The sequence below is a fragment of the Acinetobacter sp. YH12040 genome (assembly GCF_013420005.1).
GTDB classification, from domain to species: Bacteria; Pseudomonadota; Gammaproteobacteria; order Pseudomonadales; family Moraxellaceae; genus Acinetobacter; species Acinetobacter amyesii.
Genome location: NZ_VOZB01000002.1, coordinates 59,316 through 83,491, shown reverse-complemented (window position 1 = coordinate 83,491; position 24,176 = coordinate 59,316). Strand labels below are relative to the sequence as shown.

Sequence of the window (24,176 nt, the reverse complement as noted above, 5' to 3'; positions counted from 1 at the left end):
GATAGGAAACTCTTCAACAAAAAGCAATATGTTCATTTTTATTTTGAGGCTTCGATCTAAAAATGAAAAAGCCCACCGAAGTGAGCTTTTCAAATATTACGGGCTAGGCTAAATCAAATTATTGTTTTGATGCCGCTTTACGTTCAGCAGTAGAAGGCTGGTATTGTACAGCATCAGAAGAGTTGGCTTTGATACCACCACCAAGTGTTTTATACAATTCAACTTGGTTGTTGAGATTTGCTTGTTCAAGCAACAACAAACCTTGCTCAGCTGCATAAGATGCACGCTGCGCATCAAGTACAGTTAAGTAGCTATCAATACCAGCACGGAAGCGGGCATTTGATAGTTTGTACGTTGTATTGGTTGCATCAACTAAACGGCGCTGTGCTGCAATACGGTCACCAATGTTTTGGCGAACTGCAAGCGCATCATTCACTTCACGGAAAGCTGACTGAACTGATTTTTCATAATCAGACAATGCAATTTTCTGGTCAGTTTCAGAAACTTTAATATTTGCCTGACGTGTACCCCAGTCGAAGATTGGAATATCTAGGCTAGGGCCAGCAGACCATACAAAGTTGCCTGATTTAAATAGATCACCTAAGTCCGTTGAAGCATAACCCGCAGAACCTGTCAGGCTAATCGTAGGGAACAGACGTGCTTTAGCTGCACCAATGTTCGCACCGGCAGCAGACAGTTTATATTCAGCTGCACGGACATCTGGACGGTTGTTCAACAAGTCACTTGGAATACCTGAACCAATGGTATTGGTCGAAGTAATTCGATTGACACGTTGGTTCGGCAGCAAGTTCGCAGGTACTTGTTGACCCACTAATAGGTTCAATAAGTTTTGCGCTTGAGCAATTTGAGTCTTGTAGTTTGCAACATCATTACGTGCAGTTTCTACAGAAATTTGAGCCTGACGAACAGGAACTTCACTGTCAATACCGACATCAAAACGCTTTTTGTTGAGGTTGTAAGATTCAAGCTGAGCTTTTAAGGTTTGATCCGCAAGCTTCAAGTTCGAATTGGCATACGCGTAGTTTAACCATGCTTGAGCCACTTGACCGATCAACGCAATTTGTGTTGCATCACGGGCACTTGCAGTTGCAAGGTAACTGTCCAAAGCATTGTCTTTTAAGCTACGTACACGACCCCAAAAATCAAGTTCATAGGCAGTGACACCTAAACCGACATTATAAGAGGTGATAGGCTTTTGTGTATTCAACGTGTCTTGACGAAGTACACTACCACTTGCACCAATGGTTGGTAATTGACCATTGGCAGTGATTTGATACTGTTGCTGTGCACGTTCAATATTTAAAGCAGCCGTACGTAGGTCACGGTTATTGGCTAAAGCTAAGTCAAGAACTTGTACCAGACGTTGGTCAGCAAAGAAATCTTTATATCCTTGTTCAGCAACAGAAGTACCAGAAGCACTTGCTGTGTAGCTTTCGGGGATATTGGTCTGAACAACCGGCTCTGGACCACGCATGCTTTGGCAGGCAGCCAAAGCAAGCGCAAGTGAAGAAACCGCAATGCTACGACCTGCAATAGACCATACATTTTGCATCACGATAAATGCTCCTGATTATTTTGTTGTTTTGGTTTGTACTTAAAGATACTTCGGATCCATACATAGAACACAGGAATAAAGAAGATACCAAGTAGGGTAGAACTGATTACGCCACCCAATACACCATAACCTACGGAGTGCTGACTACCTGCACCTGCACCCGAAGAAAGGGCAAGCGGAAGTACACCAAAACCAAAGGCTAAAGTGGTCATGATAATTGGACGTAGACGCATTTTAGCGGCATGCAATGTTGCGTCAAACAGATCTTCACCTTTTTCTTGAAGTTCTTTGGCGAATTCTACGATCAAGATCGCATTCTTCGCAGACAAACCAATGACGGCAATAATAGCCACCTGGAAGTAAATGTTATTCGCCAAGTTTGGATTTTTGAAGAACACCATTCCAAGGAAAGTCAGTAATAACGCACCCAATACACCCAATGGTACAACCAGTAATACTGAGAACGGAATAGACCAGCTTTCATACAAGGCAGCAAGACATAGAAAGACGATTAACAATGAAAGTGCGTATAGGAATGGTGCTTGTGCGCCAGACTCACGTTCTTCTAGAGATAAACCAGTCCATTCATAGTCAAAGCCTTGAACGCCCATCGAAGGAAGTTTTTGTACAATTTCTTCCATCGCTTTCATCGCGTCGCCCGAACTTACACCCACACCCGGTGAACCTTGAATGTTCACAGATGCGATACCGTTATAACGTTCAAGACGTGGTGAACCATAAGTCCATTCGCCAGTAGCGAAGGTCGAGAATGGAACCATTGTGCCTTGGTTGTTACGGACATACCACTGGCTCAGGTCTTCAGGCATCATACGTGCCGCAGCTTCACCTTGTACATAGACTTTCTTCACACGACCACGGTCAACGAAGTCATTGATGTAAGAACCACCCCATGCCATACCCATTGTGGTGTTAATCTCAGAAATACTCACACCCATTGCACCAGCTTGAGCTTGGTCAATCGTGATTTTGTACTGTGGTGTATCTTCTTGACCATTAGGACGAACACCCATGAGGCGTTTATCTTGAGCAGCCATACCGAGCACCATATTACGGGCATCGATAAGTTGTTGATGAGTTTGACCTGCAGAAGCTTTTAACTGCAAGTTGAAGCCGGCAGTTACACCCAATTCAGGCATTGCTGGTAATTGGATTGGCATGATGTATGAAGCATCCTTCACGATCATGTTCAATGCCATACCACGTTGAATAATCGCACCCACTTGAGATTCAGGTGATGTACGGTCTTCCCAATCTTTTAACTTGATGAATGCAAGACCTGCGTTTTGACCTACACCTGTGAACGAGAAACCGGCAACACTGAATACAGAATCGACATATTTTTCTTCGTTTTTCAGGAAGTAATCGGTCATTGCAGTGACAGTTTTATCCGTACGCTCAAGTGAGGCATTCGGTGGTAACTGTACCAGTGTCATTACAACACCTTGGTCTTCTTCAGGTAAGAATGATGATGGTAATTTTTGGAATAAAAGCACTAATAAGCCGATTACAACTGCATAAATCACACCAGAGAAAATCTTGTGGTGTGTCATGAAGTTCACGCCGCCTTGGTATTTATGCGCAACTTTATCAAAAGAGCTGTTAAACCAACGGAAGAAACGGGCAAAGATATTGTTGCTTTCTGGTTTGTTTGGATCATGTTGTTTCAACATGGTCGCACATAGGGCAGGGGTAAAGGTCAATGCTACAATCAATGACAGAATCATTGCTGTTACCAGCGTGATTGAGAACTGACGATAAATTACACCTGTCGTACCACCGAAGAATGCCATCGGCACGAATACAGCGGTTAACACAGAGGTAATACCGATTAAGGCACCCGAGATCTGTTTCATTGAGATTTCAGTTGCAGTCACTGGGTCAAGATGATCTTCAACCATGACACGTTCAACGTTCTCTACGACAACAATAGCATCATCCACGAGGAGACCAATCGCCAGTACCATCGCGAACATGGTGAGTGTGTTGATCGAGAAACCAAACATGTTAATGACAGCAAAAGTACCCAATACCACTACAGGTACAGCCAATGTCGGAATAATCGTTGCGCGCCAGTTCTGTAAGAACAAGAACATCACAAAGAATACGAGAATCACGGCTTCTACAAGGGTATGTACAACACTTTCAATCGATAACTTAATGAATGGAGTCGTATCAAATGCAAGCGTGTCTTCTAAACCTTCAGGGTAGTTTGGACGTAGTTCTTTTAAACGTGCTTCAACAGCTTCGGCTGTATCTAATGCGTTTGCACCAGTTGCTAGTTTGATCGCTACACCACCAGCAGGTTTGTTGTTGAACTTAGAGTCGAACTGATAGTTGTCAGCACCTAATTCAACACGTGCAACATCACCTAAACGTACCTGAGCACCATCACTACTGTTACGCAGGAAAATGTTTTTAAACTGCTCTGGTGTTTGCAACAAACTTTGTGCTGTAACTGTCGCGTTCAGTACTTGACCTTCAGTTGCAGGCGCACCACCTAACTGACCAACAGCAACCTGAGCATTCTGTGTACGGATAGCCGCAGCCACATCACTCGGTGTAACTTTCAGGTTTGCCATTTTGGCTGGATCTAGCCAAATACGCATCGCATAAGAACCACCGAATACTTGGACTTCACCTACACCTGCCACACGGCTGAGAGGTTCAGAAATATTCGAGTTTACATAGTCCTTAATGTCGTCCGCAGTCAACTTACCCGACGGTGAGTGGAATGCTACAACTTGTAGGAAGCTTGCGCCAGATTTGGTGACTTTTACACCTTGACGCTGTACATCTTCAGGTAATAGCGCTGTCGCAGACTGGAGTTTGTTTTGGACTTGAACTTGGGCGATATCTGGATCGATCCCTTGTTCAAAGTTCAATGTAATAGATGCCTGACCGTTACCCGCACTGTTTGACGAAATATAACGTAAGCCATCCAAACCATTCATTTGTTGTTCAATGATTTGGGTTACGGTGTTTTCAACTGTTTCTGCAGATGCACCAGGGTAAGTCGCAGAGATTGAAACCGTTGGCGGCGCAATGGTCGGATACTGTGCAATTGGCATATTTGATAGCGTGAGTACACCCGCCAACATAATCACCAATGCAATCACCCATGCAAAAATGGGGCGATGAATAAAGAATTGAGCCATTCAGTCTACTCCCTATGCGTTTGAAGTAGCTTTTTGTTCAGTTTTAGGCGCTGCTTGTTCTGCGGCTTTAGCGTTTGGCTTTGCTGCAGCAGGTTGTTGCGCACCTTGAGGTGCAGCAGCCTGAGGTTGATACGGTTTGGCTACAACTTGTTGCTCTGGCTTAACTTTCGCAATACCGTCAACAATCACTTTATCGCCAGTGTTTAAGCCTTGAGTCACGATCCAGTTTGCACCTTGAGTACCGACTGTTGTTACAGGACGAGATTCAACAGCACCTTTTGCATTCACAATCATTGCCATTGCTTGACCTGTAGGAGTACGTGTAATAGCAGCTTGTGGAATCAGGTAAGCGTTTGGAATCACACCTTGAACAATGCGAGCATTGGCAAACATACCCGGAAGCAATAAATGGTTCGGGTTAGAGAACACAGCGCGAAGCGTAACCGTACCTGTATCAGGGTTCACACTTGCATCAGAAAATGCAAGACGACCTTCAATTGGGTATTCGCTACCATCTTCAAGACGTAATTTCACTTTGGTGTTATTACTGCTGTCTAAGTTGCCTTTGCTTAACTGTTGGCGTAGACGAAGAAGTTCAGCACTTGATTGGTTAATGTCAACGTACATTGGATCAAGACGTTGAATTGTTACCAATGGATCAGCTTGAGATGCAGTAACTAATGCACCAGCAGTCACAGTTGAACGGTTTGTTTGACCTGAAATTGGTGCACGTACAGTTGAATAACCTAAGTTAATTTCAGCATTTTTAAGTTCTGCCTGAGATGCAGCAACGTCTGCTTCAGCCAGTTTAACTTGAGCAACAATATCGTCGTATTCTTGTTTTGAAATCGCATTTGAGCCAACAAGCTGACGGTAGCGACCTTCTTTAACACGTAACACGCCTAAATTTGCTTGTTGACGTCTTAAAGCAGCACGAGCACTGTCAGCTGAAGCACGGTTTGTACGCGAGTCTATCTCGTACAAGGCTTGTCCTTCGCGAACATAACTGCCTTCTGCAAATAGACGTTTCAGTACTACACCACTGGTTTGTGGACGTACTTCTGAAATTTCATAGGCAGATGTACGGCCGGAAAGTTCAACAGATTGTTCAACGCTTTGCGGTTGGGCAACAATGACACCGACTTCAGTTGGTGGCATTTGCTGTGCAGCAGCAGCTTGCTGTGCATCTTTAGGATCTTTGCTACAACCAACAAGTGCAATACTTGTTGCCAATGCGCAAGCAGTCAGGGCAGGAGCCCAAAGCTTTGCAGACATCATTGTTCCACCTCAATTAGATATTTATCTAAATTATTCATTTGTTTACGCTTTACTGATTTTGATGTAACTCAAATAAAGTAGCGCGATCCAAATAAAACTTATGCTCCAACCGGATAAGACATCTGTCGGAAAATGAACCCCAACATATACTCGCGAAACACCCATACACAGCATCCATAACAATGCCAAAATGGTGATCAAGCGATGTTGAGCATGTTGTCGGTAAATCAAGATCATCAGACACGCAAGCGATGCAGCATAACAACTGTGTGCGCTTGGGAATGAACTCCCGTAAGACGCTACAAGATGGTACATTTCTGGGGGACGCGGTCTGGTAAACGTAAATTTAAGCAACCATGCAAGGCCGATACTTCCAAAGATCCCTATACTGATAAAAACAATCTCTGTATATTTTTTATACCACGCAAAGTGTAAACACCATAGCGTGGTGAAAAATAATACAAAAGGCATGCCGCCTAGCGCCGAAAGTCCGATGGCAATTTGATTAAAAACAGCAATACGGTGCTGACTCATCCATTCCACGATATTTAAATCTAATAGATTTAAATAGCTAGAATAAAGCGACAACACACTGATAATTAATGCAAAAAAACCAACAAACAGTAGCGTTCGTGGCATATTTTATTCCTTGTCATTTTAACCGGTTTGAGCTCGGTTAATTAATGGACTAAAGTGTACTCATCAGTACACTTTATTTCAAGTCTGTGTAAATCATACTGATTTTATTTTTTGTGTTCATTTACATCTTACTAAAATAAAACACAAATCTGCTAATGATTGTTCTTGCTGGCTTGTGTGCCATCTTCAACTTCAAGTGGGGTTTTCGGTGGCCAGAAAAAATCACTTGGTCGCGTTAGAAAATGAGTCATCACCAGTTTAGCCAGTGGTTTCCATTGTTCAAATCTTACGCGACGTGCCCGTAGTGCCACAATAATGGTTAACGTGAAACTGACGAATAAGTTAGTCAGACCGATCAGAATAACCCCTAAGAATGACACAATGATTAAGCCAATGTCTGGTGAACCATTAATATTGATGAGGCCTTGAATGAAGTTGGCCGAGGCGAAGGCGATATGGCGAATATCTAAAGGTAAACCAAAAATAAATCCAATCGTTCCCATACTGCCGAGCATGATCCCGAATAAGAAGTTACCTGCCAAAGCACCTAAGTTTCGCTCAATGTAAGCGGCAAGCTTATCCAGTCTCTCTTGACCCATGATGCGTTTTAACTTTGGATGTGCTTGAATCCGTGGTCCAACTTTGCGATAGATCGCCATGTTGTCAAAGTATCCAGCAAGCAAACCTGATAAAAACAAACATACCCCAGCAATCGCAGCATGTGGCACAGCCAGTGAGGTAAATGGATTGAGGTCGTGTAAGGTTTTAGCTGCTTTTGCATGATTCATTAATGGCTCATGTAAAGCCATGTCCCAACTTAAGGCGATCAATGCCGCGACCGGAATCGCAATACTGATGTTGCCTAAGATTGCAATAAACTGGGTTCGAATGATGTTAATAATTAGCGCGGCAAGTTCGGCAATCTGCGCCATTTTCGAGCCTTTACGATGCTGAACCGTCGAGGCAAGGGCGGCAGCTGTCATCGCAGGCTGTTTAGTGGCAACAGTAAAATGTAAGACATGAATCAGCATAAAGCCGAAAGAGTAGTTCAGACTATATGAAATGGCTTGCATGAGCGGTGCCATGCTGACACGGGCCATCAGCACTTTTAAAGTTGCCATACATGCAATGATCATACCGGCACCTGCCGCAGATCGGTACATGCTCATAAAGCCTTGTTTGTCCGTACTTACATAGTGTTCGCCGGTTTTACTTGCGTTTTCGGTGACTTGTAGGGCAACCAATTCACTATTAGTGGCGAGCAAATCGCGCACACTGCGCTCGCTATAAATCGCTGACGTCACATCACTGAGTAAACTACCCATAGACACATAGCGGACATCATCTTCTTCAACAATCAGGTTGAGTAAGATTTCTAAGCGATCTAAACACTGTTCTAAAAGCGACAATAAGTAAGTCAGGCTGACACTTACACCAATTCGTTTGGTCGCACGCCGAATCTTCAGCACCACATCACGACATTGTTCCAGCATTACCAACGCTTGAGAAGCATCTGGCGGTAGCACAGCACTCATTTCTTCAGCACTTTGATGGAGCTTTTTATACTGCTGAATAAAATCATTTATTTCACGGTTTTGCACCAAAAAAGGTGATTCATATTCGGTCAGTTCAGGCTGTGCATTAATAAATTCAGGATATAAGCCAATACCACTTACCCGATAGGACAAAACGGTAATGGCTTTAATTAACTCACGGCGAATTTTCTTTTTTTCTTCCTGATTGCTATGGCCTTGGTTAAACAATCGAAAGAGCTGCATCCATTGCTGATCATCAATATTGTCCAGCCAATATTTGTCGCTATGACGATAAAAAACTCGACGGACTAAATCTTGTAATTGAGTTTCGTCATTGATCAGAGGAAGAAAATGTGCGCCAAGCCGTTGGAACAGTTGTCCCCAAAAACCATCGAGAGACAAAATACCTGTGTCCGCATATAAACTGGTTTGTTTATATCGGCTAATGAGTTTTAGGACAAAACTTTGCAAGGTAGAGGCTGCATCTGGCGTGATGAGTAAAGCTTGGATGAAAGCCTGAAATTTTTTCTTAATTTCGTCAGTATTTTTTGTATCTTCTGGTCGAATTCGGTTGACCAATTCGATCAGCAAGTTTTCATCCAGCACAGCCCGAGGGGTATCGAGCTGTTGCTGCATGGTCAAAAAGATATCATTCAGTTTTATATGCATAGGCAATGGGAATTACGAGGAATATTGTTAATTATTGAATTCGGTGTAATGCCAAGTTTGCGAGGTTGATTAAAGCTTGACGATATTCAGTATCTGGTAGCGCTGCTAAAGCGGCTAGTGCTGCCTCAGTTTCTTCAGTCGCTCGTTGGCTACAATAATCAAGTGCCCCAGAGCTTTGTACAATCTGAATAACACGCTCTAAATCTGCCGTACCACCTGTGGCAATACTGCGGCGAATAATGTCATGTTCTTCGCCAGTGGTATTCTTTAAGGCAGAGATTAAAGGTAAAGTTGGTTTACCTTCCATCAAATCATCGCCAATATTTTTACCTAATGTTTCAGAATCTGAGGTGTAATCTAAAATATCGTCAATAATTTGAAAGGCATTTCCAAAGTGTCCGGCAAATTTTCTAAGCGGTTCACGGTACTCTGGTGTACCAGTCAGAATCGCTGCACCTTCGGTAGCGAGCTCAAATAAACGCGAAGTTTTACCGTGAATAATATCTAAATAGGTTTGTTCAGTAGTTTCAGGTTGGTGCTGTGATTGAAGTTGTAAAACTTCACCTTCAGCAATTTCACAGGTACCCGTTGAAAAGTCTTTGAGTAATACTTTGCTGTCTAGATCCACCAATAAATCAAAAGCGCGAGAAATCAAAAAATCACCCACTAGTACGGCAGTTTGATTATTCCATGTCGCATTTGCGGTTGGGCGACCACGGCGTAATCCCGATTCATCGACTACGTCGTCATGAACCAAGGTTGCGGTATGTAGCATTTCAATAATTGCTGCAAGTTTACGGTGTTTTTCTAAATCTTCTGCGCCACATGCCTTTGCTGCAAGTAAGCACATAATGGGACGCATGCGTTTACCGCCTGCTTCAACCACATGTTTACTGACAGCCATGACCAAGGCAACTTTAGACGTGATCCCTTCATTAATAAATTTGTCCATCGCAGCAAAGTCAGTAGCAACAGGCGCGAGAATATCTTGCTTAAAGTCGATGGTCATATGAAGAGAAACCTCAATAATTTTTGAATTACAGACGTAGTGTAGCAATTTGTTATATGAATAACAGATAAGAACTTACTCAATTGACTTAATCTTAAGTGATTTTTTTCATCAAGCGGAAGTATTGTACTTATTTTTTAACAGACTTTTATCTTTAGCATGTTGTTTGAACAGCATGTTGTTGATGTCAGTCCAGTGTATATTAGCGAATTGTTGCTAAAAATCTATGTCAAACCTTGCCAAAAGCATGATAAGTGAAATAGATCACTCATTTTAATACTTTTAATGACACTGTTTATATAATAAACGCATACTCATCTAATATTTTACGGAAATGACTTGTTGTTTTTCGGGTTATCCCTTAAAATCTTTGCCTTTGCGAAACCCCAGTGACGATCGTTTTAAGATCGGTATATCCCTTTACCGGCACGACAACACGGGCATGTTTGGAGTACTTAAATGTACGCAGTAATCCAAAGCGGTGGTAAACAACACCGTGTAGTTGAGGGTGAAACCCTTAAAGTAGAATTATTGAAAGCTGAAACTGGCTCAACTGTTACTTTTGATGACGTGTTGATGCTTGTTAACGGTGACAGCATTCAAATTGGTGCACCAGTAGTAGCTGGCGCTAAAGTAACTGCTGAAGTAGTTAGCCATGGTCGTCACGACAAAATCCGCATCATCAAAATGCGTCGTCGTAAACACTATCGTAAACAACAAGGTCACCGTCAATGGTTCACTGAGTTGAAAATTACAGCTATTTCAGGCTAATTACGAGGAGTAAGTAGACATGGCAACTAAAAAAGCCGGTGGTTCGACTAAAAACGGTCGTGACTCGAACCCAAAAATGTTGGGTGTTAAAATCTACGGCGGTCAATCTGTGACTGCTGGTAACATCATCGTTCGTCAACGTGGTACTGAATTCCACGCTGGTGTAAATGTAGGTATGGGCCGTGACCATACTTTATTTGCAACTGCTGACGGCGTTGTAAAATTCGAAGTGAAAGGCCAATTCGGTCGTCGCTACGTATCTGTTGAAGCGTAAGCTTGAATAGAAAAAAACCCGCATTTTTTGCGGGTTTTTTTTCGTCTGAAGAAAATGTGATGTATTTTTTTAGATTGTTACAAACGTTGTATATATCAATAAATTCACTATAAATAGTGATTTAAATCACAAAAATTAAAGAGCGTAATAGAGGAGTACAAATACAAAAAAAGGATAGGGACATGAATAAAATATTGAATACAGTTTTTATCAATGCTGACTATCAGAAAAGGAATTGTCCTGATAAAAGCCAACAAATTGCATTTGAAAAGACACTAGGACTTGGTGAAATAACTTCAATCGCTATTAAAGCTGTACCAAAATTACTTGCTGTGAGTATTTTACTTTCTCTAGGTTCAATTGCATGGGCCGGTGGGAGTGGTTCATCACATCATGGGCATACTTGTAATCGTTGCAATAGTGGTATTCCTGGTCCAGCAGGGCCAATGGGTCCTCAAGGTCCTGCTGGTGAAAAAGGTGATACCGGAGCAACAGGTGCTACTGGTAAAGATGGACTCAATGGCCGAGACGGCATCGATGGTAAGGATGGGTTGAACGGTCTGAATGGCAGCAATGGTCTAGATGGTGCAAGTGCTTATCAAGTTGCGGTGAGCAATGGTTATGAAGGCAATGAAGACCAATGGTTAGAAAGTCTACGTGGTGCAGTTGGCGCACAAGGACTAACTGGTGAAAATGGTTTCATTGCATATGAACTTGCGATAAAAAATGGATTTGTCTGTACTGAAGTTGAATGGTTGTTAAGCTTAAAAGGAATAGATCCGTACATTAAAATCCAATCAAACGTTGCCAATACAGCACCTAAACCAACTGCGAATGGACAAGATGCGATTGCAGTCGGTGCAGGTAATAAAGCTGATAGTAATCAGTCTATTGCCCTCGGTGTAAACAATACAGTCAGTGGTGATGGATCTGGTGCTGTAGGTTCAAACAGTCACAGGTAATAATACCTATATGGTTGGTAACAATATCAACACCTCTGCAAATAATGCTGTTGTACTTGGCAATGGTTCAAGCTCTGACTGCAATAATACGGTTTCCGTTGGCTCGGCTGGTGCAGAGCGGCAAATTATCCATGTGGCAGCTGGTACGGCAGACACCGATGCGGTAAACGTGAAACAAATGCGTCAAGCAGATCTAGAAGTGTTAAATAGTTCAAAAGCATATACAGATCAGCATGGGGCAAATGTACTCAATCAAGCCAATAGTTATACCTACCAACGTATGAATGAATTGAACCATAATTTCAATAAATTTAAAGATAATGTTTACGGCGCTGTTGCTTCAAGTATTGCAATCGCCTCCTTACCTCAACCCACAGATGCTGGATATAATATGTTCAGTGTAGGTATGGGGACTTGGGAAGGTTCACAAGGCTATGCAGTAGGTTTTAGTGGAGTAACTGAGAGCAATAAATATGTGTATAAATTGGCTGCAACAGGGAACTCTGAAGGTGACTTTGGCGCTGGTGCATCGCTCGGTTGGCAATGGAAATAACTCAATATTGGATTATTAAAATTGCTAAATCGTTGTTTAACTATTTGAAAGGCATTTGAATCAAATCAAGTGCCTTTTTATTTTATATTTCTCCATCATGATGAATAAAAAACAGCAATTTGCATTAATAACCATACAAAACTTCTTATTTTCTCTAAATTTAGTCAATGAAAGTGGTTTAAGATGGAGCCATCTAACAAATTGCGTTGATGCAAATATAAAAGGTGAATCTATGAAAATGCTTCGTAAAACCATCTGTGCTATGGCATTAGGTGCAGCGACACTGGCACCGGTTATGAGTACGACAGTATTCGCGGCACCAGTTGCAGCGTCGGAGCAGCAGGCAACTGCCAATTTGGTGAAACAATTATCGGGTATTAAAAGTTTTACTGCTAACTTTCAGCAAACTACAAAAGTGACTAACCCGAAAGCAACTCAAAAGAAAGGTTTAAGTGCGCAGCATATGAACCAAACTTTTACTGGGGTTATGAAAGTTCAGCGTCCGGGTAAATTCTATTGGGAAACAACCAGCCCATCTAAGCAAACTATTGCGACCACAGGTAAAACAGTTTGGATCTATGACCCAGATCTACAACAAGCAGTACGCCAAAGCTTAGATGACCAAGTTGCGAATACGCCTGCATTATTATTGTCAGGTAATACGGCTCAAATCATGAAGTCTTATCGTATTACACAGCCGAATAAGACCAAAACTTACTACACTTTATATCCAAAAAGTGATGATGGTGTGTTTCAAAGCTTAACTATTAGTTTTGGTGCGAAAAATGCGCCGACTTTAATGATTCTCCAAGACTCATTAGGTCAAACAACGCATGTACGTTTCAATAATGTGAAGGTGAATGCGTCTATTCCAGCATCAACCTTTAATTTTGTACCTCCAAAAGGTACGGACATTATTGATCAATAATTCTCATAATCGAAAAAAGCAGACATCCGTCTGCTTTTTTTATGGAGAAATGTAAAGTAAGCAAGCTGAATTTAAGTGAAATTTAGTAGTATGCTGATATTCGCAGGTTGCTTAAATGAAGTGACTTGTGGTTTTGACTGTTGCTATAGGGAATTTTGGGATGAAAAAAAATCATATGAATAATATAGCTTGGGCTGTTTCAGCTGTGGTTTTAGTCGGGTCATTAACGGCCTGCCATCCTCGAAATGAACCTGTTGAAGGTGCAACGACGGAACAGAAGCCAGCAGTCGTCGCTGATGCGATTCCACTTATTCAATCTAAATCAGTTGCGATGCAATTACCAAAAGCACAGGCTTGCGATGCGGAAGGCTGCACCCAATATACGATTCAAACGGTTGAAACCAATGTTGATTGGATTAATCAATATTTTACTGATCGGATTAAAAAAGCAGACCCGATTGCATTTTCAACTGAGCCGAATCAAAAAATCGATTTATCAGACAAGACGGATGCAGGCCTAAGTCAAAGTACCACTTCTGTTCGATATATTAGTCAGTGGGGACATATCGCAACTTTTGCAATCGAAAGCTATACCTACGCAGCGCATGCGGCTCATGGTATGTCCCATGTTGAATATGTCAATTTTGATTTAAAAGCCAAAAAACGTTTGGCTTTACAAGATGTATTGGTCAAAGGTGCAGATACGAAAGTGATTAGCGCACTTTTTGATGCCAACTATATGTGGTTAGATAGTCATGATATTGAACGTTCAAAACTTCAGTTAAGCGATAATTTTTATTATGGTGCGAACGGGATTGTATTTGCTTATCCACTGTATGAATTGGCGAGTTATGCAGAGGGCATGCCTGAGCTAAAACTTCCATATTTTACGGCTAAAGGACTATTTAAACCTGAATATTTACCAAGTTTGCCAAATTACGACACCAAATAAGACAATTTGAAGCAAGATTATTGGTCTAATAAGGGGCAGCTGTAAGCTCGGTCACTGTATTTTTGAGTGTTAAGAGCTTACACTATAGCCAGTTTTTTTCTTTACTTAAGATTGGCTATGATCGACCCGAAATTACTCAGAAATAATATTGAGGCTGTAAACTTAGCCTTAGCAAAACGTGGTGTTCAACTTAACGTAGCAGAGTGGGCAGACCTTGAAGCGCGCCGTAAGGAAATTCAGTCTAAAACTGAGTCGTTACAAGCTGAACGTAATGCTGGTGCAAAACAAGTTGGTCAAATTAAAAAAGCTGGCGGTGATGCATCTGAAATCATGGCACGTATGTCTGCTATTGGTGATGAAATTAAAGCCGCAGAAGTTGCACTTTCTGAGCTTCAGGCTGAACTTGAAGCCAAATCTTTATCGATTCCGAATTTACCTCATGAGTCTGTGCCAGAAGGTAAAGACGAAAACGACAATGTTGAAGTTTTAAAATGGGGTACACCACGTCAGTTTGATTTTGAGATCAAAGACCATACTGACTTGGGTGAAATGATGGGCGGTTTAGAATTTGAAACCGCAACCAAATTGACAGGTACTCGTTTTAGCGTACTCAAAGGCCCATTGGCGCGTTTACAGCGTGCAATTACCCAATTTATGTTAAATACACATACCTTGGAAAATGGCTATACAGAAGCGTATGTACCTTATTTAGTTAATGCAGATTCTTTACGTGGTACAGGCCAATTGCCTAAATTTGAAGAGGATTTATTCAAACTTCAAGGCGAAAAAGAATACTACCTGATCCCGACTGCAGAAGTTCCTGTAACTAACTTCGTGCGTGATGAAATCATTGACCCAGAACGTTTGCCATTAAAATATGCAGCGCATACGCCATGTTTCCGTAGTGAAGCGGGTTCGTATGGCCGTGATACACGTGGTTTGATCCGTCAACACCAATTTGACAAAGTAGAAATGGTTCAGATTGTAAAACCTGAAACTTCGATGGATGCGTTGGAAGAATTAACGGGTCATGCCGAAGGTATTCTTCAAGCATTAGGCTTACCATACCGTAAAGTCGTTCTGTGTGGCGGAGACATGGGCTTTGGTGCAATCAAAACTTATGATTTAGAAGTTTGGGTGCCAAGTCAAAATACCTACCGTGAAATTTCATCTTGCTCATGCATGGGTGACTTCCAAGCACGCCGTATGAAAGCGCGTTACCGTGCTGACCAAAAGAAAACTGAGTTTGTACACACGCTGAATGGTTCAGGTTTGGCAGTTGGTCGTACTTTACTTGCCGTGATGGAAAACTATCAACGTGCAGACGGTTCAATTGAAATTCCAGCAGTACTTCGTCCATATATGGGCGGTGCTGAATTTATCGATTAATAGTCGATAAAGTGCATACATTTGTGCACAAAAATTGCTTAAGACAATCAGATTTAAACTATTGAGGTCGTGTGTGGATATCTTTCCAATCTCTTTGAAGTTGCAGCAGCAACCTTGTCTGATTGTTGGTGGTGGTCGAATTGCATATCGAAAGGCTGTGCTGCTTGCAAAAGCGGGCGCTCAGCTGACAGTTTGCTCACCCGAAATTGAAGATGATTTATTGACCTTGGTTAATCAAACCCAAGGTCAATATCTCAACTCGATTTATCACGAATCGGTTTATCGAGAAAATGCCATTGCGCTGCGTCAGTTTCGTTTAGTGATTGCAGCAACCAATGACAAAGCGGTCAATCAGGCGGTTTTTGAAACCTGCGAAGCTGAAAATGTCTTGGTTAATAGTGTCGATGATCCGCCGCATTGCCGTTTTATGGTTCCTGCGATCATTGACCGTTCTCCACTGGTCATCTCCGTTGCATCTAATGGCACATCGCCAGTACTCTCGCGCCAAATACGCACCCAGTTAGAAAGCTCGATTCCGCATGGCATGGGCAAACTGGCTGAGTTCTCAGGCCAATGGCGCGCAGCCGTTAAAGCCAAAATCGTCAATCCAGATGAACGCCGTATTTTTTGGGAAGACTTGTATGCAAGCCCGCTCAAAGAGCAGGTATTCAATGACAATTTGACTGAAGCCAATCGTTTGATTGAACAGGCATTATTGGAATGGAAACAGCCGAAAGGTGAGGTGTATTTGGTTGGGGCGGGGCCGGGTGATCCTGAACTGCTGACCTTAAAAGCCCTGCGTTTAATGCAGCAAGCGGATGTGGTGATCTATGACCGTTTGGTCTCTCAGCCGATTATGGACCTCTGCCGCCGTGATGCAGAGAAAATCTACGTAGGTAAGGCACGATCCAATCATGCTGTTCCGCAAGAAGGCATTAATGCCTTACTGGTAAAATATGCAAGTGAAGGAAAACGCGTTTGCCGCTTAAAAGGCGGAGATCCGTTCATCTTTGGCCGCGGCGGTGAAGAAATTCAGGAACTCTTTGCGGCAGGCGTTGCCTTCCAAGTCGTTCCGGGAATTACTGCTGCCTCTGGATGTTCGGCTTATGCAGGGATTCCTTTAACGCATCGTGATTATGCGCAAAGTGTACGCTTCTTGACAGGACATCTCAAAGAAGGTTCACCGGAGCTACCTTGGAATGAGTTGGTTTATCAAAATCAAACGCTCGTGCTGTATATGGGCTTGGTCGGTCTAGAAAAAATTTGTGAGAAACTCATCGCGCATGGGCAGCGTCCGGATATGCCAGTTGCATTGGTATCGAAAGGCACAACCCCAGAGCAAAAAGTCGTGGTTGGGACATTGGCAGATATTGCATCTAAAGTCAGTGAATACCAAATTCAGGCGCCTACATTGACGATTATTGGTGATGTGGTGAGTCTGCGTGAACAACTTCAATGGTTGGATTGATGGATGGCCTATTATTTTGCTGGCTATTATTTGTTGCAGCTTAAACAGCATGCATTATTGAACAGGGCTAATCAATTTATTCGTACTTGCAGTTCTTGCATTAATGATCATTTGATTAGCGATTGGTCTTATTCATGCGTTAAAAATGCTCATTTTAAAATAGAAGATGTACAAAGCCAGTTTAATTTGTCTAATTTGCAATTGAGTAACTTGCGGAAGTGGGCTGATCAACATAGTTTGCAAGATCAGGTTGGTTGGATCAGCCTCTTTTACGATATTGAAACTGCTTTAGAATATAAGCATAAATTCTTTGAGCATTGTCAAAATGTTCACTTATTATCAATGTATATTGATGAAGAATATAGACAGGATATTCTAGAAATTTATAAACCTACTTTTCCTAATATAGGAGAGGTCGGCCTTTATGCATGTTTGAAGAAGGTAATTGTTGAACCTGAAGATACAAATGAATTACTTTTAGGCTATGACTATATTGGCATAGAACCTTGTGGAGATTTTCACAGTTTTCATTGTCAGCATCTTGCAGATAGGCTTTGTGAGAAATTCAATTTAGAACTTAATTACAATAATTTATTTGATGATTCTTCAAGACAGTCTGAGATTGAAGATTTTCTAAATGATGAATCGTCAGGACTTGAAGCAGTCCCATGGGGGATTGCAAAAGTGAAGTTGGTCAAATCTTGGTAAATATGTATTTATCAAACAATTTAATATAGAGAAAATACGTGATACATGTTGTTTTATACGAGCCAGAAATTCCTGCAAATACAGGGAATATCATTCGTTTATGTGCCAATACTGGAGCGCAGTTGCATTTGGTCAAGCCATTAGGCTTTGAACTAGATGATAAAAAACTCCGCCGTGCCGGTTTGGATTATCATGAATGGGCACACATGAAAGTATGGGAAAACTTTGAAGAATGCCTTGCGGGCTTAAAAGTGCAAGGTATTGAGATGGATGCCATTTATCCATTAACTACTAAAGGTTTTGAAACACCGCATACCTCTAATTTAAATCGTCCTGTGGCGCTGTTGATGGGGCCAGAAACACGTGGTTTGCCGGAAGATGTCCGTATGATGTTCCCGAAAGAACATTGGATTCGCCTGCCGATGGCACCAAATTCACGCAGTTTAAACTTGTCCAATGCTACTGCTGTGATTTTATATGAAGCTTGGCGTCAGCAAGACTTTAAAGAATTGGTCTAAGTGTGATCTGTTCAAAAAGCCGCTCTATCGAGCGGTTTTTTATTGGGAGTGAACACAGTGAACCGTTTACAGCAATGAAGTTTTGTAAAATAAGGGCTTAAAAACTTCAGCATCAATATAAAAATGTGTATAAGAACACTGTGAAGAAATAAAACGGGTACTTAAAACTTGAAATCTATAAATTTAAAAGCTTTTGGTGTCATGATTGCGACCGGATTCATTTCATCAATGAGTTGGGCTAATCCAACCGTATCGAACACAACAGAACAGACATCAGTGACCGTCACTGCAACTACAGAAAATGTTCCAGTTGTACCGAAGGTTGATGTGATCAAGCCTTTTACTAAGGCTGAAATCCAGCAGGGCATGCTGGAAATGCAGCAAAGACAAAATCAGCGTATTGAGGAATGGGGAAAAACACTAAAAGCCGACGATTTTGAACGTTCATGGTATGGTGGTCGTCAATTGAAAAAGTCCAAGCGTCAGGAAGTTTGCGGGATCTATCAGGGTTTAGTGAATGAAACCTATGGGTTGGCACAAAAAAATAAAGCAAGATTGAGTCAAGCGGATCAAAAACAAATATCAGACCGCAACCAATTTATTCAAAGCTTAGGTTATGAAAATAATATCGTTGACACCAAGATGGGTTTTAATTGCCGATTAAAATAAGTGGTTTGCTGAAACCCTTTTGATTCATCTCAATAATTAATGTCCTTGATGCCGAGACATCAAGGATATGGAAAAGTTCAAGGACTTTTAAAAGCTCAAATTACCTCGTAAATTAATCAATTAAATTAAAGTCACTCAGTTCTGTTTGTAGATGTTTTGGATTATTTGCAAATAGCAGTTGACCACTGGTGTATAACCAACCCAATTGACCTTGCTGCTGAAGACGTTTCAGTAAGACGTCGTTAAATGTCGACGTTGCAAAGACAGTTTCACTAAAGACTTTAAACTCACCGACATTAGTGTTTTCACTATCTTTCATAAACAGCATGCCGTTTTTGGTGGTTGAACTCATATCTAAAGCACGGCTGACTAAGCGGTAACCGTCTTTTGCTTGCTCATCGATCATCTCCTGTAATTTTAAGCTGCGCTCTACACTATTGCTGCCGGTTGGGTAAGTTTTAAAGCGATAGCTGTAAGTGCCATGGTGTGCGCTGCTATTTATACAGGTTGCAACTTTAGGACTATTTTGTTTGCCGTTCAGAACTTCAGGACGAAAACCTGTGTAATAGCTTTTGAATTGAATAATACGGCAGCCTTGGGCACCCAGTGTATTGAGCATAGTTTCCAGTTGCACTGGGTCTACGAGCGGGGAAACATAGCCGCTGTCGTAAGTATATGTCGCGGTATCGTTTTCTTTTTTAATGAAATAATCTTTGAAATTCAGGGCATTGGTTGGTCTGACGCTATGCAGGTATTGATAGCCTGATTTACCTTTTTCATTTAACTGATTACGCCATGTAAAATATATGTCAGCGATAGAGGGTGCTGTACGGTCTGCAACAATATGATTGAAACGCGTATTTTCATTGGCAAGTTTCATGTAGCTATTAACATTACCATTGTCCAGGGTTTTAGTATCATAGCCAATTAACTTATAACCGCTTTGTCCCATTGTATTGAGCTGAGCCAAGAAGTTTACTGTGTCGGTCGTATTAATAAAGCTCTCAGACTTAAAATCTGCAGTTGTGATTTTGGTTTTCGGTTTTAAATTGGTGAAGAATTCATTGGAATTTTTTGTATAGCAGCGGCTGTCCTTGAGTGGGTCGGTAATTAGACCTCGTTGCATGATGATATAGCTTGGATTTGAAATCGTCGCGTTAATCACGCAGAAAGAATTATTATTTAAAAAAGTTAAGACACGGTTGCTCGTCGCGTCACCTCTGACTGGTTGAAACTTAATCGAATGATATTCAAAGTTATTTAGTGTTGCAGCCGGCTGTATTTCACTCATGACCATGTCATGAAGTAATTGATAGCGTTTGGAAACAAATTCACCGCTGCAAGTTTTACTTGAACTATTGTGTACCGCATATTTTAGTTCTTCGTTCACTGCACTGACTGAGTTTTCACTGGTTTTATGAATTGAAATTTGTGGTAAATCGCAATTATTGTTACCGAGGGCAGAATTCCCTTGAATCCATTCTCCTGTGAATTTATCCGCTACAGTTGTTGGCGTTGGCGTTGGCGTTGGCGTTGGCGTTGGCGTTGGCGTTGGCGTTGGCGTTGGCGTTGGCGTTGGCGTTGGTGTAGGTGTAGGTGTAGGTGTAGGTGTAGGTGTAGGTGTAGGTGTAGGTGTCGCGCCACCATCATTGGAGCTTGATCCACCACAGCCCACCAATGTCGTAAATACAGCAGCGATAATGCTGATTTTGTGATTATTATTCATGACTAGTGCTCAATAGAGTAAAGTTGTTATGTACGGCTGATGCGGTTGTATAAACATTTAAAATCAAGATTTATTGAACAAGGTGTGATTCAATCCAGCCATTGCCATGTTCTGTAGTGACTTCGATCAAACCTGTTTTAGTCATGTTTCCCGCAAAAATAATATCTGCATTTTTTGACAGTTTATTAATGACTTGGCTCGATTTATCGGCAGTTTGATAAAGCGGTAGATTGTTAATTTTAGGTCTGAGTTGCTGTCCCATGCTGAAACCATTTGCAGCATAATTTGAGTTCGTCGTGGCCCGACTACCTGTCCATTCTTTTGCGGTATTCGATACTTCTTTGGATGTTTCATTAAATTGATTCAGTGTATTTCTTAAATCACGCATGGTATCGGCAAAACCTGCATATACTGATATTGAAGCTAAAGACAGACTGCTAACGATGACTAAATGACGAATTTTCATGAACTTTCTCCTTTACTTTGTTATGTCATTCCGCTTTATATCTGACGGATTCATAACATTCGCGGTGTTTAAATAATTATAAAATGCGAAAATTTAGCATTTTTAAAATAGATCATTTATACTTCACTTGTAAAGAGGGTGGAGTGGTGAAAATGAATGTAGAAAGCCAGAGTGAACATCTAAAGCAAAGTAAAAATTGGTATAAGTCCTTACCGACAGAATGGCAAAATTGGTTGAATGAAAATATTGAAAATGGTTGCGATGTACAGAAAATAAGTGAGATTTTACAATTGCATGGATTAAGTCCACGGGTGGATCAATACTTATTTTCTGATGCAGACCAACTTTCAGAACAGCTGCAAAATGAACTTTTGGAATACAGTCTTGAGGGCTTAGAGACAGATGAAATTTTAGAAAAAATTAAGCAAAAAAATATTTCAAATCATTTGATCATTCAGTTTCTAAAGCGTGTAAACAATAACGTAATTTTTAAAAAACTGAAGCAAGTACAGCAACAGCAGAATAAACAGCGTTGGCTATTACAGGTGATGGGTCAATTGAATCAATTGAACGACCACATTCCATCCACAATCGATTGCATAGAAACACCTGATTTTGAAACATTTATAGAGCGGTATTATAGCCAGATGCGACCGGTCATTTTAAAAGGTGGGATACAACATTGGCCTGCACTGCATAAATGGAGTCCTGATTATTTTGCACAGCATTTTGAAAATGAGTTGGTTGAAGTCCAGATGCATCGTGAGCAGCATCAAGATTTTGAAAAAAAATCGGTACAATTGAAACGTATTATTTTGATGCAAGATTTTGTCGCACAAATTAAAGCCACTAAGCACAGCAATGACATTTATTTAACTGCGAATAACGCCGCTCAAAATAAGCAATTCATGCAAAAGATTAGTGAAGATCTAGGTGACTTCGCCAAAGCTTATTGTCAAAAAGAGATCAAAAATCGACATTTTTTATGGTTTGGCCCTGCAGGCACATTTACACCACTGCATTATGACTTAACCAATAATATGTTGGCACAAATCTATGGACGTAAAAAAGTGACTTTGATTCCTGCATGGCAAATGCCGTATATGTATAACGATCATTGGGTATTCAGTCAGGTTTCAGACGTCGCAAAGGCTGATCTAGCAGACTATCCATTGTTAGAAAAAGTGACGCCATTTGAGTGCATTTTGCAACCTGGAGAAACCTTATTTATCCCAATTGGCTGGTGGCATAGTGTTGAAAGTTTAGATATATCGATCAGTGTTTCATTTACGCATTTTAATGTAAATAATCATTTTTTTACTGAATATCCTCAAGATCTCATCAGATGAAAATTGTGAAGAAGATCAAATAATGCGAAAATTTCACCTACAGAGTATTTCTTTATTTGTTGGCTAATTGCATGACTAAACTGCCGCTGGACGATGCCCAATTCAATTTACAGCAAGTGCTGCTTTTAATGGGCTATTTAAGTGAATGGCTCATTCGTTCAGGTGTGGGCTATACGGAGTTTACTGCTGCATTGAAGCCGATATTTTATGAACAGGCAGAGCTGGAACTGGCGCGCATTGAGCATAAACCGACAATTTCAGCGATCAGTTTGCTGTCTGGCCTGCACCGTAAAGATGTCACCGCTTATAAGCAGACTGTACAGGCGGGTAAGGCGCTGACTGAAGCGCCGGTCTCAGAACCGATCAGCGTGCCGTCCAGAGTTGTTGGCCTATGGCTGGCTGAAGGCTGGAAAGAGACTTTGCCGTTTTACAGCGAAACCGAAAACAGTTTTGAACATCTGGTGAAACGGGTATCTACAGAACGCCACCCGCGTTCTGTCTTGAATGAACTGATCCGTTTAGGGGTCGTCACTGAGCAAGCAGAGAATGTATCGCTGCAAAAAGGCCAGTTTATTCCTGACCCCTCATTGCAGGAAGCCCGGAAAATTTTGACAGCTAATTTGAGCGCGCATTTGGCTTCAGGCTTACATAATTTGTTTCAAAATACAGGTGATACTTATCTGGAACAGGCAATTTGCGCAGATGAATTAACTGAAGAATCAATTAAAATTTTACATAATGAAAGCCTGAAATTATGGCAAGAATATTCATTGCGCTTATTAAAAATAGCATCGGAAAGATGCGCTATAGATGAAGGAAAGCCTGATGCGACACAAGCCTTCAGATTTGGAGTTTATCAGCATGACCGTGAGTAAACCGCTCAAGCTGTTCAGTATTTGCATGCTTTTCGCAGCAATGTCAGGATGCGGGGATTTATTTGGCGCAGGAGGCGTCAGCTTAGAAGGGACAGGCAACGGCAAGCCGACCGTGCCGGGCATGGGAAATGCCGGTGAGGATAAAACAGATAAAGTAGCGGATTCAGATTATAAGCTGAATCTGTCATTGGGAGCATCAGCGGTAGATTCCTGCAATTTAGTGATTCGTGAATTGCAGTTCATCAATACCGCATCCGATACCGCGGTATTTCAAAATTCAGTGATCCCTGTGAACTTTGATAAAGACGGCATTGTGCCGGTCACAGTGCAGCTGACTTTGGAAAACGCCAATGCGTCCGCTGTGGAAATTGAATATCCGCATTGCGATGTGCCGCTAATGCTGCAGAATGCCGCTGCGGATGTGCAGTATTTTCCGGCGCGCGAATGCAGCGCAATGAAAACAGAGCTGCTGGCTTCGGATGAAATACGCAGTTTTAGGCTGAATTACAGTCTGGATACAGCTATGCAAGGCAATTGGAGTGTGCACAGCAAGCTGAAAATGAGTGTGCCGGGACAGCCAGCAGAACAGTGTGAACTGCTGCTGCTGCCGATAAGCCTGACATTGAAATGATCAGGTGCAAATCATGCAGGGAAGTATGTGCAGCCTGCTGAACCGCTGCATCTGA

The 24,176-nt window shown here is 41.6% G+C and carries 22 protein-coding genes; 14 read left to right on the top strand and 8 right to left on the bottom strand.

The window, feature by feature from the left end; translation table 11 throughout:
* Positions 1-118: 118 nt before the first annotated feature.
* From adeK to sdsA, 6 genes are all read right to left on the bottom strand, one after another.
* The gene (gene adeK, locus FTT99_RS02645; RefSeq protein WP_180129241.1) at positions 119-1,573 is read right to left on the bottom strand and encodes a multidrug efflux RND transporter AdeIJK outer membrane channel subunit AdeK; all 1,455 of its coding nucleotides are present in this window, start codon (positions 1,571-1,573) and stop codon (positions 119-121) included.
* Positions 1,573-4,752, bottom strand: a complete 3,180-nt coding sequence (locus FTT99_RS02640; protein WP_111885287.1) for an efflux RND transporter permease subunit — start codon at positions 4,750-4,752, stop codon at positions 1,573-1,575. The genes adeK and FTT99_RS02640 overlap by 1 nt, the downstream gene beginning before the upstream one ends.
* A gap of 12 nt (positions 4,753-4,764) precedes the next feature.
* On the bottom strand, positions 4,765-6,030 hold the full coding sequence (locus FTT99_RS02635) for an efflux RND transporter periplasmic adaptor subunit (protein ID WP_180129196.1): 1,266 nt from the start codon (positions 6,028-6,030) through the stop codon (positions 4,765-4,767).
* Positions 6,031-6,072: 42 nt separating this feature from the next.
* Entirely contained in the window at positions 6,073-6,669 is a 597-nt protein-coding gene (locus FTT99_RS02630; protein ID WP_180129197.1) for a phosphatase PAP2 family protein, read from the bottom strand.
* Between the two features lie 152 nt (positions 6,670-6,821).
* Positions 6,822-8,873 carry a site-specific recombinase gene (locus tag FTT99_RS02625; RefSeq protein WP_180129199.1) on the bottom strand — a complete coding sequence of 684 codons (2,052 nt, stop codon included), beginning with the start codon at positions 8,871-8,873 and terminating at the stop codon, positions 6,822-6,824.
* A gap of 31 nt (positions 8,874-8,904) precedes the next feature.
* Complete coding sequence (gene sdsA, locus FTT99_RS02620) at positions 8,905-9,882, bottom strand: All-trans-nonaprenyl-diphosphate synthase (RefSeq protein ID WP_180129200.1); 978 nt, start codon at positions 9,880-9,882, stop codon at positions 8,905-8,907.
* 459 nt (positions 9,883-10,341) lie between these two features.
* Between sdsA and rplU the strand changes: the two genes are divergently transcribed.
* From rplU to FTT99_RS02565, 11 genes are all read left to right on the top strand, one after another.
* Positions 10,342-10,653: a 50S ribosomal protein L21 gene (gene rplU, locus FTT99_RS02615; protein WP_078191390.1), complete on the top strand. Its 312-nt coding sequence runs from the start codon at positions 10,342-10,344 to the stop codon at positions 10,651-10,653.
* 19 nt (positions 10,654-10,672) lie between these two features.
* Positions 10,673-10,927 (top strand): 50S ribosomal protein L27, encoded by a 255-nt coding sequence (rpmA, locus tag FTT99_RS02610; RefSeq protein ID WP_067764378.1) that lies wholly within the window; start codon positions 10,673-10,675, stop codon positions 10,925-10,927.
* Positions 10,928-11,109: 182 nt separating this feature from the next.
* Positions 11,110-11,889, top strand: a complete 780-nt coding sequence (locus tag FTT99_RS02605; RefSeq protein WP_218954483.1) for a hypothetical protein — start codon at positions 11,110-11,112, stop codon at positions 11,887-11,889.
* Between the two features lie 10 nt (positions 11,890-11,899).
* Positions 11,900-12,442 (top strand): YadA-like family protein, encoded by a 543-nt coding sequence (locus FTT99_RS02600; protein WP_180129203.1) that lies wholly within the window; start codon positions 11,900-11,902, stop codon positions 12,440-12,442.
* Positions 12,443-12,674: 232 nt separating this feature from the next.
* The gene (gene lolA, locus FTT99_RS02595; protein ID WP_111885313.1) at positions 12,675-13,370 is read left to right on the top strand and encodes an outer membrane lipoprotein chaperone LolA; all 696 of its coding nucleotides are present in this window, start codon (positions 12,675-12,677) and stop codon (positions 13,368-13,370) included.
* Between the two features lie 160 nt (positions 13,371-13,530).
* Positions 13,531-14,322 (top strand): RsiV family protein, encoded by a 792-nt coding sequence (locus FTT99_RS02590; RefSeq protein WP_180083732.1) that lies wholly within the window; start codon positions 13,531-13,533, stop codon positions 14,320-14,322.
* A gap of 117 nt (positions 14,323-14,439) precedes the next feature.
* Complete coding sequence (gene serS / locus FTT99_RS02585) at positions 14,440-15,711, top strand: serine--tRNA ligase (protein ID WP_180007573.1); 1,272 nt, start codon at positions 14,440-14,442, stop codon at positions 15,709-15,711.
* Positions 15,712-15,784: 73 nt separating this feature from the next.
* Entirely contained in the window at positions 15,785-17,179 is a 1,395-nt protein-coding gene (gene cysG / locus FTT99_RS02580) for a siroheme synthase CysG (RefSeq protein WP_180161210.1), read from the top strand.
* A 3-nt stretch (positions 17,180-17,182) separates the two neighbouring features.
* Positions 17,183-17,887: a hypothetical protein gene (locus FTT99_RS02575; RefSeq protein WP_180023216.1), complete on the top strand. Its 705-nt coding sequence runs from the start codon at positions 17,183-17,185 to the stop codon at positions 17,885-17,887.
* Between the two features lie 38 nt (positions 17,888-17,925).
* Positions 17,926-18,405 carry a tRNA (cytidine(34)-2'-O)-methyltransferase gene (locus FTT99_RS02570; protein ID WP_180129206.1) on the top strand — a complete coding sequence of 160 codons (480 nt, stop codon included), beginning with the start codon at positions 17,926-17,928 and terminating at the stop codon, positions 18,403-18,405.
* A 168-nt stretch (positions 18,406-18,573) separates the two neighbouring features.
* Complete coding sequence (locus FTT99_RS02565) at positions 18,574-19,074, top strand: hypothetical protein (RefSeq protein WP_218954481.1); 501 nt, start codon at positions 18,574-18,576, stop codon at positions 19,072-19,074.
* A gap of 112 nt (positions 19,075-19,186) precedes the next feature.
* Here the strand turns inward: FTT99_RS02565 and FTT99_RS02560 are convergent, their stop codons facing one another.
* A complete protein-coding gene (locus tag FTT99_RS02560) occupies positions 19,187-20,800 on the bottom strand; it encodes a PT dipeptide repeat lipoprotein (protein WP_180161208.1) in 1,614 nt (537 codons plus the stop codon).
* 70 nt (positions 20,801-20,870) lie between these two features.
* The gene (locus tag FTT99_RS02555) at positions 20,871-21,266 is read right to left on the bottom strand and encodes a hypothetical protein (protein ID WP_180129210.1); all 396 of its coding nucleotides are present in this window, start codon (positions 21,264-21,266) and stop codon (positions 20,871-20,873) included.
* 152 nt (positions 21,267-21,418) lie between these two features.
* On the opposite strand from FTT99_RS02555, the gene FTT99_RS02550 reads away from it, so the two are divergent.
* The 3 genes from FTT99_RS02550 to FTT99_RS02540 all read left to right on the top strand — a co-directional run bounded on the left by FTT99_RS02550 (position 21,419) and on the right by FTT99_RS02540 (position 24,121).
* A complete protein-coding gene (locus tag FTT99_RS02550) occupies positions 21,419-22,615 on the top strand; it encodes a cupin-like domain-containing protein (RefSeq protein ID WP_180129211.1) in 1,197 nt (398 codons plus the stop codon).
* A gap of 71 nt (positions 22,616-22,686) precedes the next feature.
* The gene (locus FTT99_RS02545; protein ID WP_180129213.1) at positions 22,687-23,490 is read left to right on the top strand and encodes a DUF6502 family protein; all 804 of its coding nucleotides are present in this window, start codon (positions 22,687-22,689) and stop codon (positions 23,488-23,490) included.
* Entirely contained in the window at positions 23,477-24,121 is a 645-nt protein-coding gene (locus FTT99_RS02540) for a hypothetical protein (protein ID WP_180129214.1), read from the top strand. Before FTT99_RS02545 ends, FTT99_RS02540 begins: the two co-directional genes overlap by 14 nt.
* Positions 24,122-24,176 lie beyond the last annotated feature (55 nt).

Excerpts from the sequence above, each read along its gene's own strand:
- adeK (WP_180129241.1), bottom strand. The coding sequence starts at position 1,573 with ATGCAAAATGTATGGTCTATTGCAGGTCGTAGCATTGCGGTTTCTTCA.
- FTT99_RS02640 (WP_111885287.1), bottom strand. The coding sequence starts at position 4,752 with ATGGCTCAATTCTTTATTCATCGCCCCATTTTTGCATGGGTGATTGCA.
- FTT99_RS02635 (WP_180129196.1), bottom strand. The coding sequence starts at position 6,030 with ATGATGTCTGCAAAGCTTTGGGCTCCTGCCCTGACTGCTTGCGCATTG.
- FTT99_RS02630 (WP_180129197.1), bottom strand. The coding sequence starts at position 6,669 with ATGCCACGAACGCTACTGTTTGTTGGTTTTTTTGCATTAATTATCAGT.
- FTT99_RS02625 (WP_180129199.1), bottom strand. The coding sequence starts at position 8,873 with ATGCATATAAAACTGAATGATATCTTTTTGACCATGCAGCAACAGCTC.
- sdsA (WP_180129200.1), bottom strand. The coding sequence starts at position 9,882 with ATGACCATCGACTTTAAGCAAGATATTCTCGCGCCTGTTGCTACTGAC.
- rplU (WP_078191390.1), top strand. The coding sequence starts at position 10,342 with ATGTACGCAGTAATCCAAAGCGGTGGTAAACAACACCGTGTAGTTGAG.
- rpmA (WP_067764378.1), top strand. The coding sequence starts at position 10,673 with ATGGCAACTAAAAAAGCCGGTGGTTCGACTAAAAACGGTCGTGACTCG.
- FTT99_RS02605 (WP_218954483.1), top strand. The coding sequence starts at position 11,110 with ATGAATAAAATATTGAATACAGTTTTTATCAATGCTGACTATCAGAAA.
- FTT99_RS02600 (WP_180129203.1), top strand. The coding sequence starts at position 11,900 with ATGGTTGGTAACAATATCAACACCTCTGCAAATAATGCTGTTGTACTT.
- lolA (WP_111885313.1), top strand. The coding sequence starts at position 12,675 with ATGAAAATGCTTCGTAAAACCATCTGTGCTATGGCATTAGGTGCAGCG.
- FTT99_RS02590 (WP_180083732.1), top strand. The coding sequence starts at position 13,531 with ATGAAAAAAAATCATATGAATAATATAGCTTGGGCTGTTTCAGCTGTG.
- serS (WP_180007573.1), top strand. The coding sequence starts at position 14,440 with ATGATCGACCCGAAATTACTCAGAAATAATATTGAGGCTGTAAACTTA.
- FTT99_RS02575 (WP_180023216.1), top strand. The coding sequence starts at position 17,183 with ATGGCCTATTATTTTGCTGGCTATTATTTGTTGCAGCTTAAACAGCAT.
- FTT99_RS02560 (WP_180161208.1), bottom strand. The coding sequence starts at position 20,800 with ATGAATAATAATCACAAAATCAGCATTATCGCTGCTGTATTTACGACA.
- FTT99_RS02555 (WP_180129210.1), bottom strand. The coding sequence starts at position 21,266 with ATGAAAATTCGTCATTTAGTCATCGTTAGCAGTCTGTCTTTAGCTTCA.
- FTT99_RS02550 (WP_180129211.1), top strand. The coding sequence starts at position 21,419 with ATGAATGTAGAAAGCCAGAGTGAACATCTAAAGCAAAGTAAAAATTGG.
- FTT99_RS02545 (WP_180129213.1), top strand. The coding sequence starts at position 22,687 with ATGACTAAACTGCCGCTGGACGATGCCCAATTCAATTTACAGCAAGTG.
- FTT99_RS02540 (WP_180129214.1), top strand. The coding sequence starts at position 23,477 with ATGACCGTGAGTAAACCGCTCAAGCTGTTCAGTATTTGCATGCTTTTC.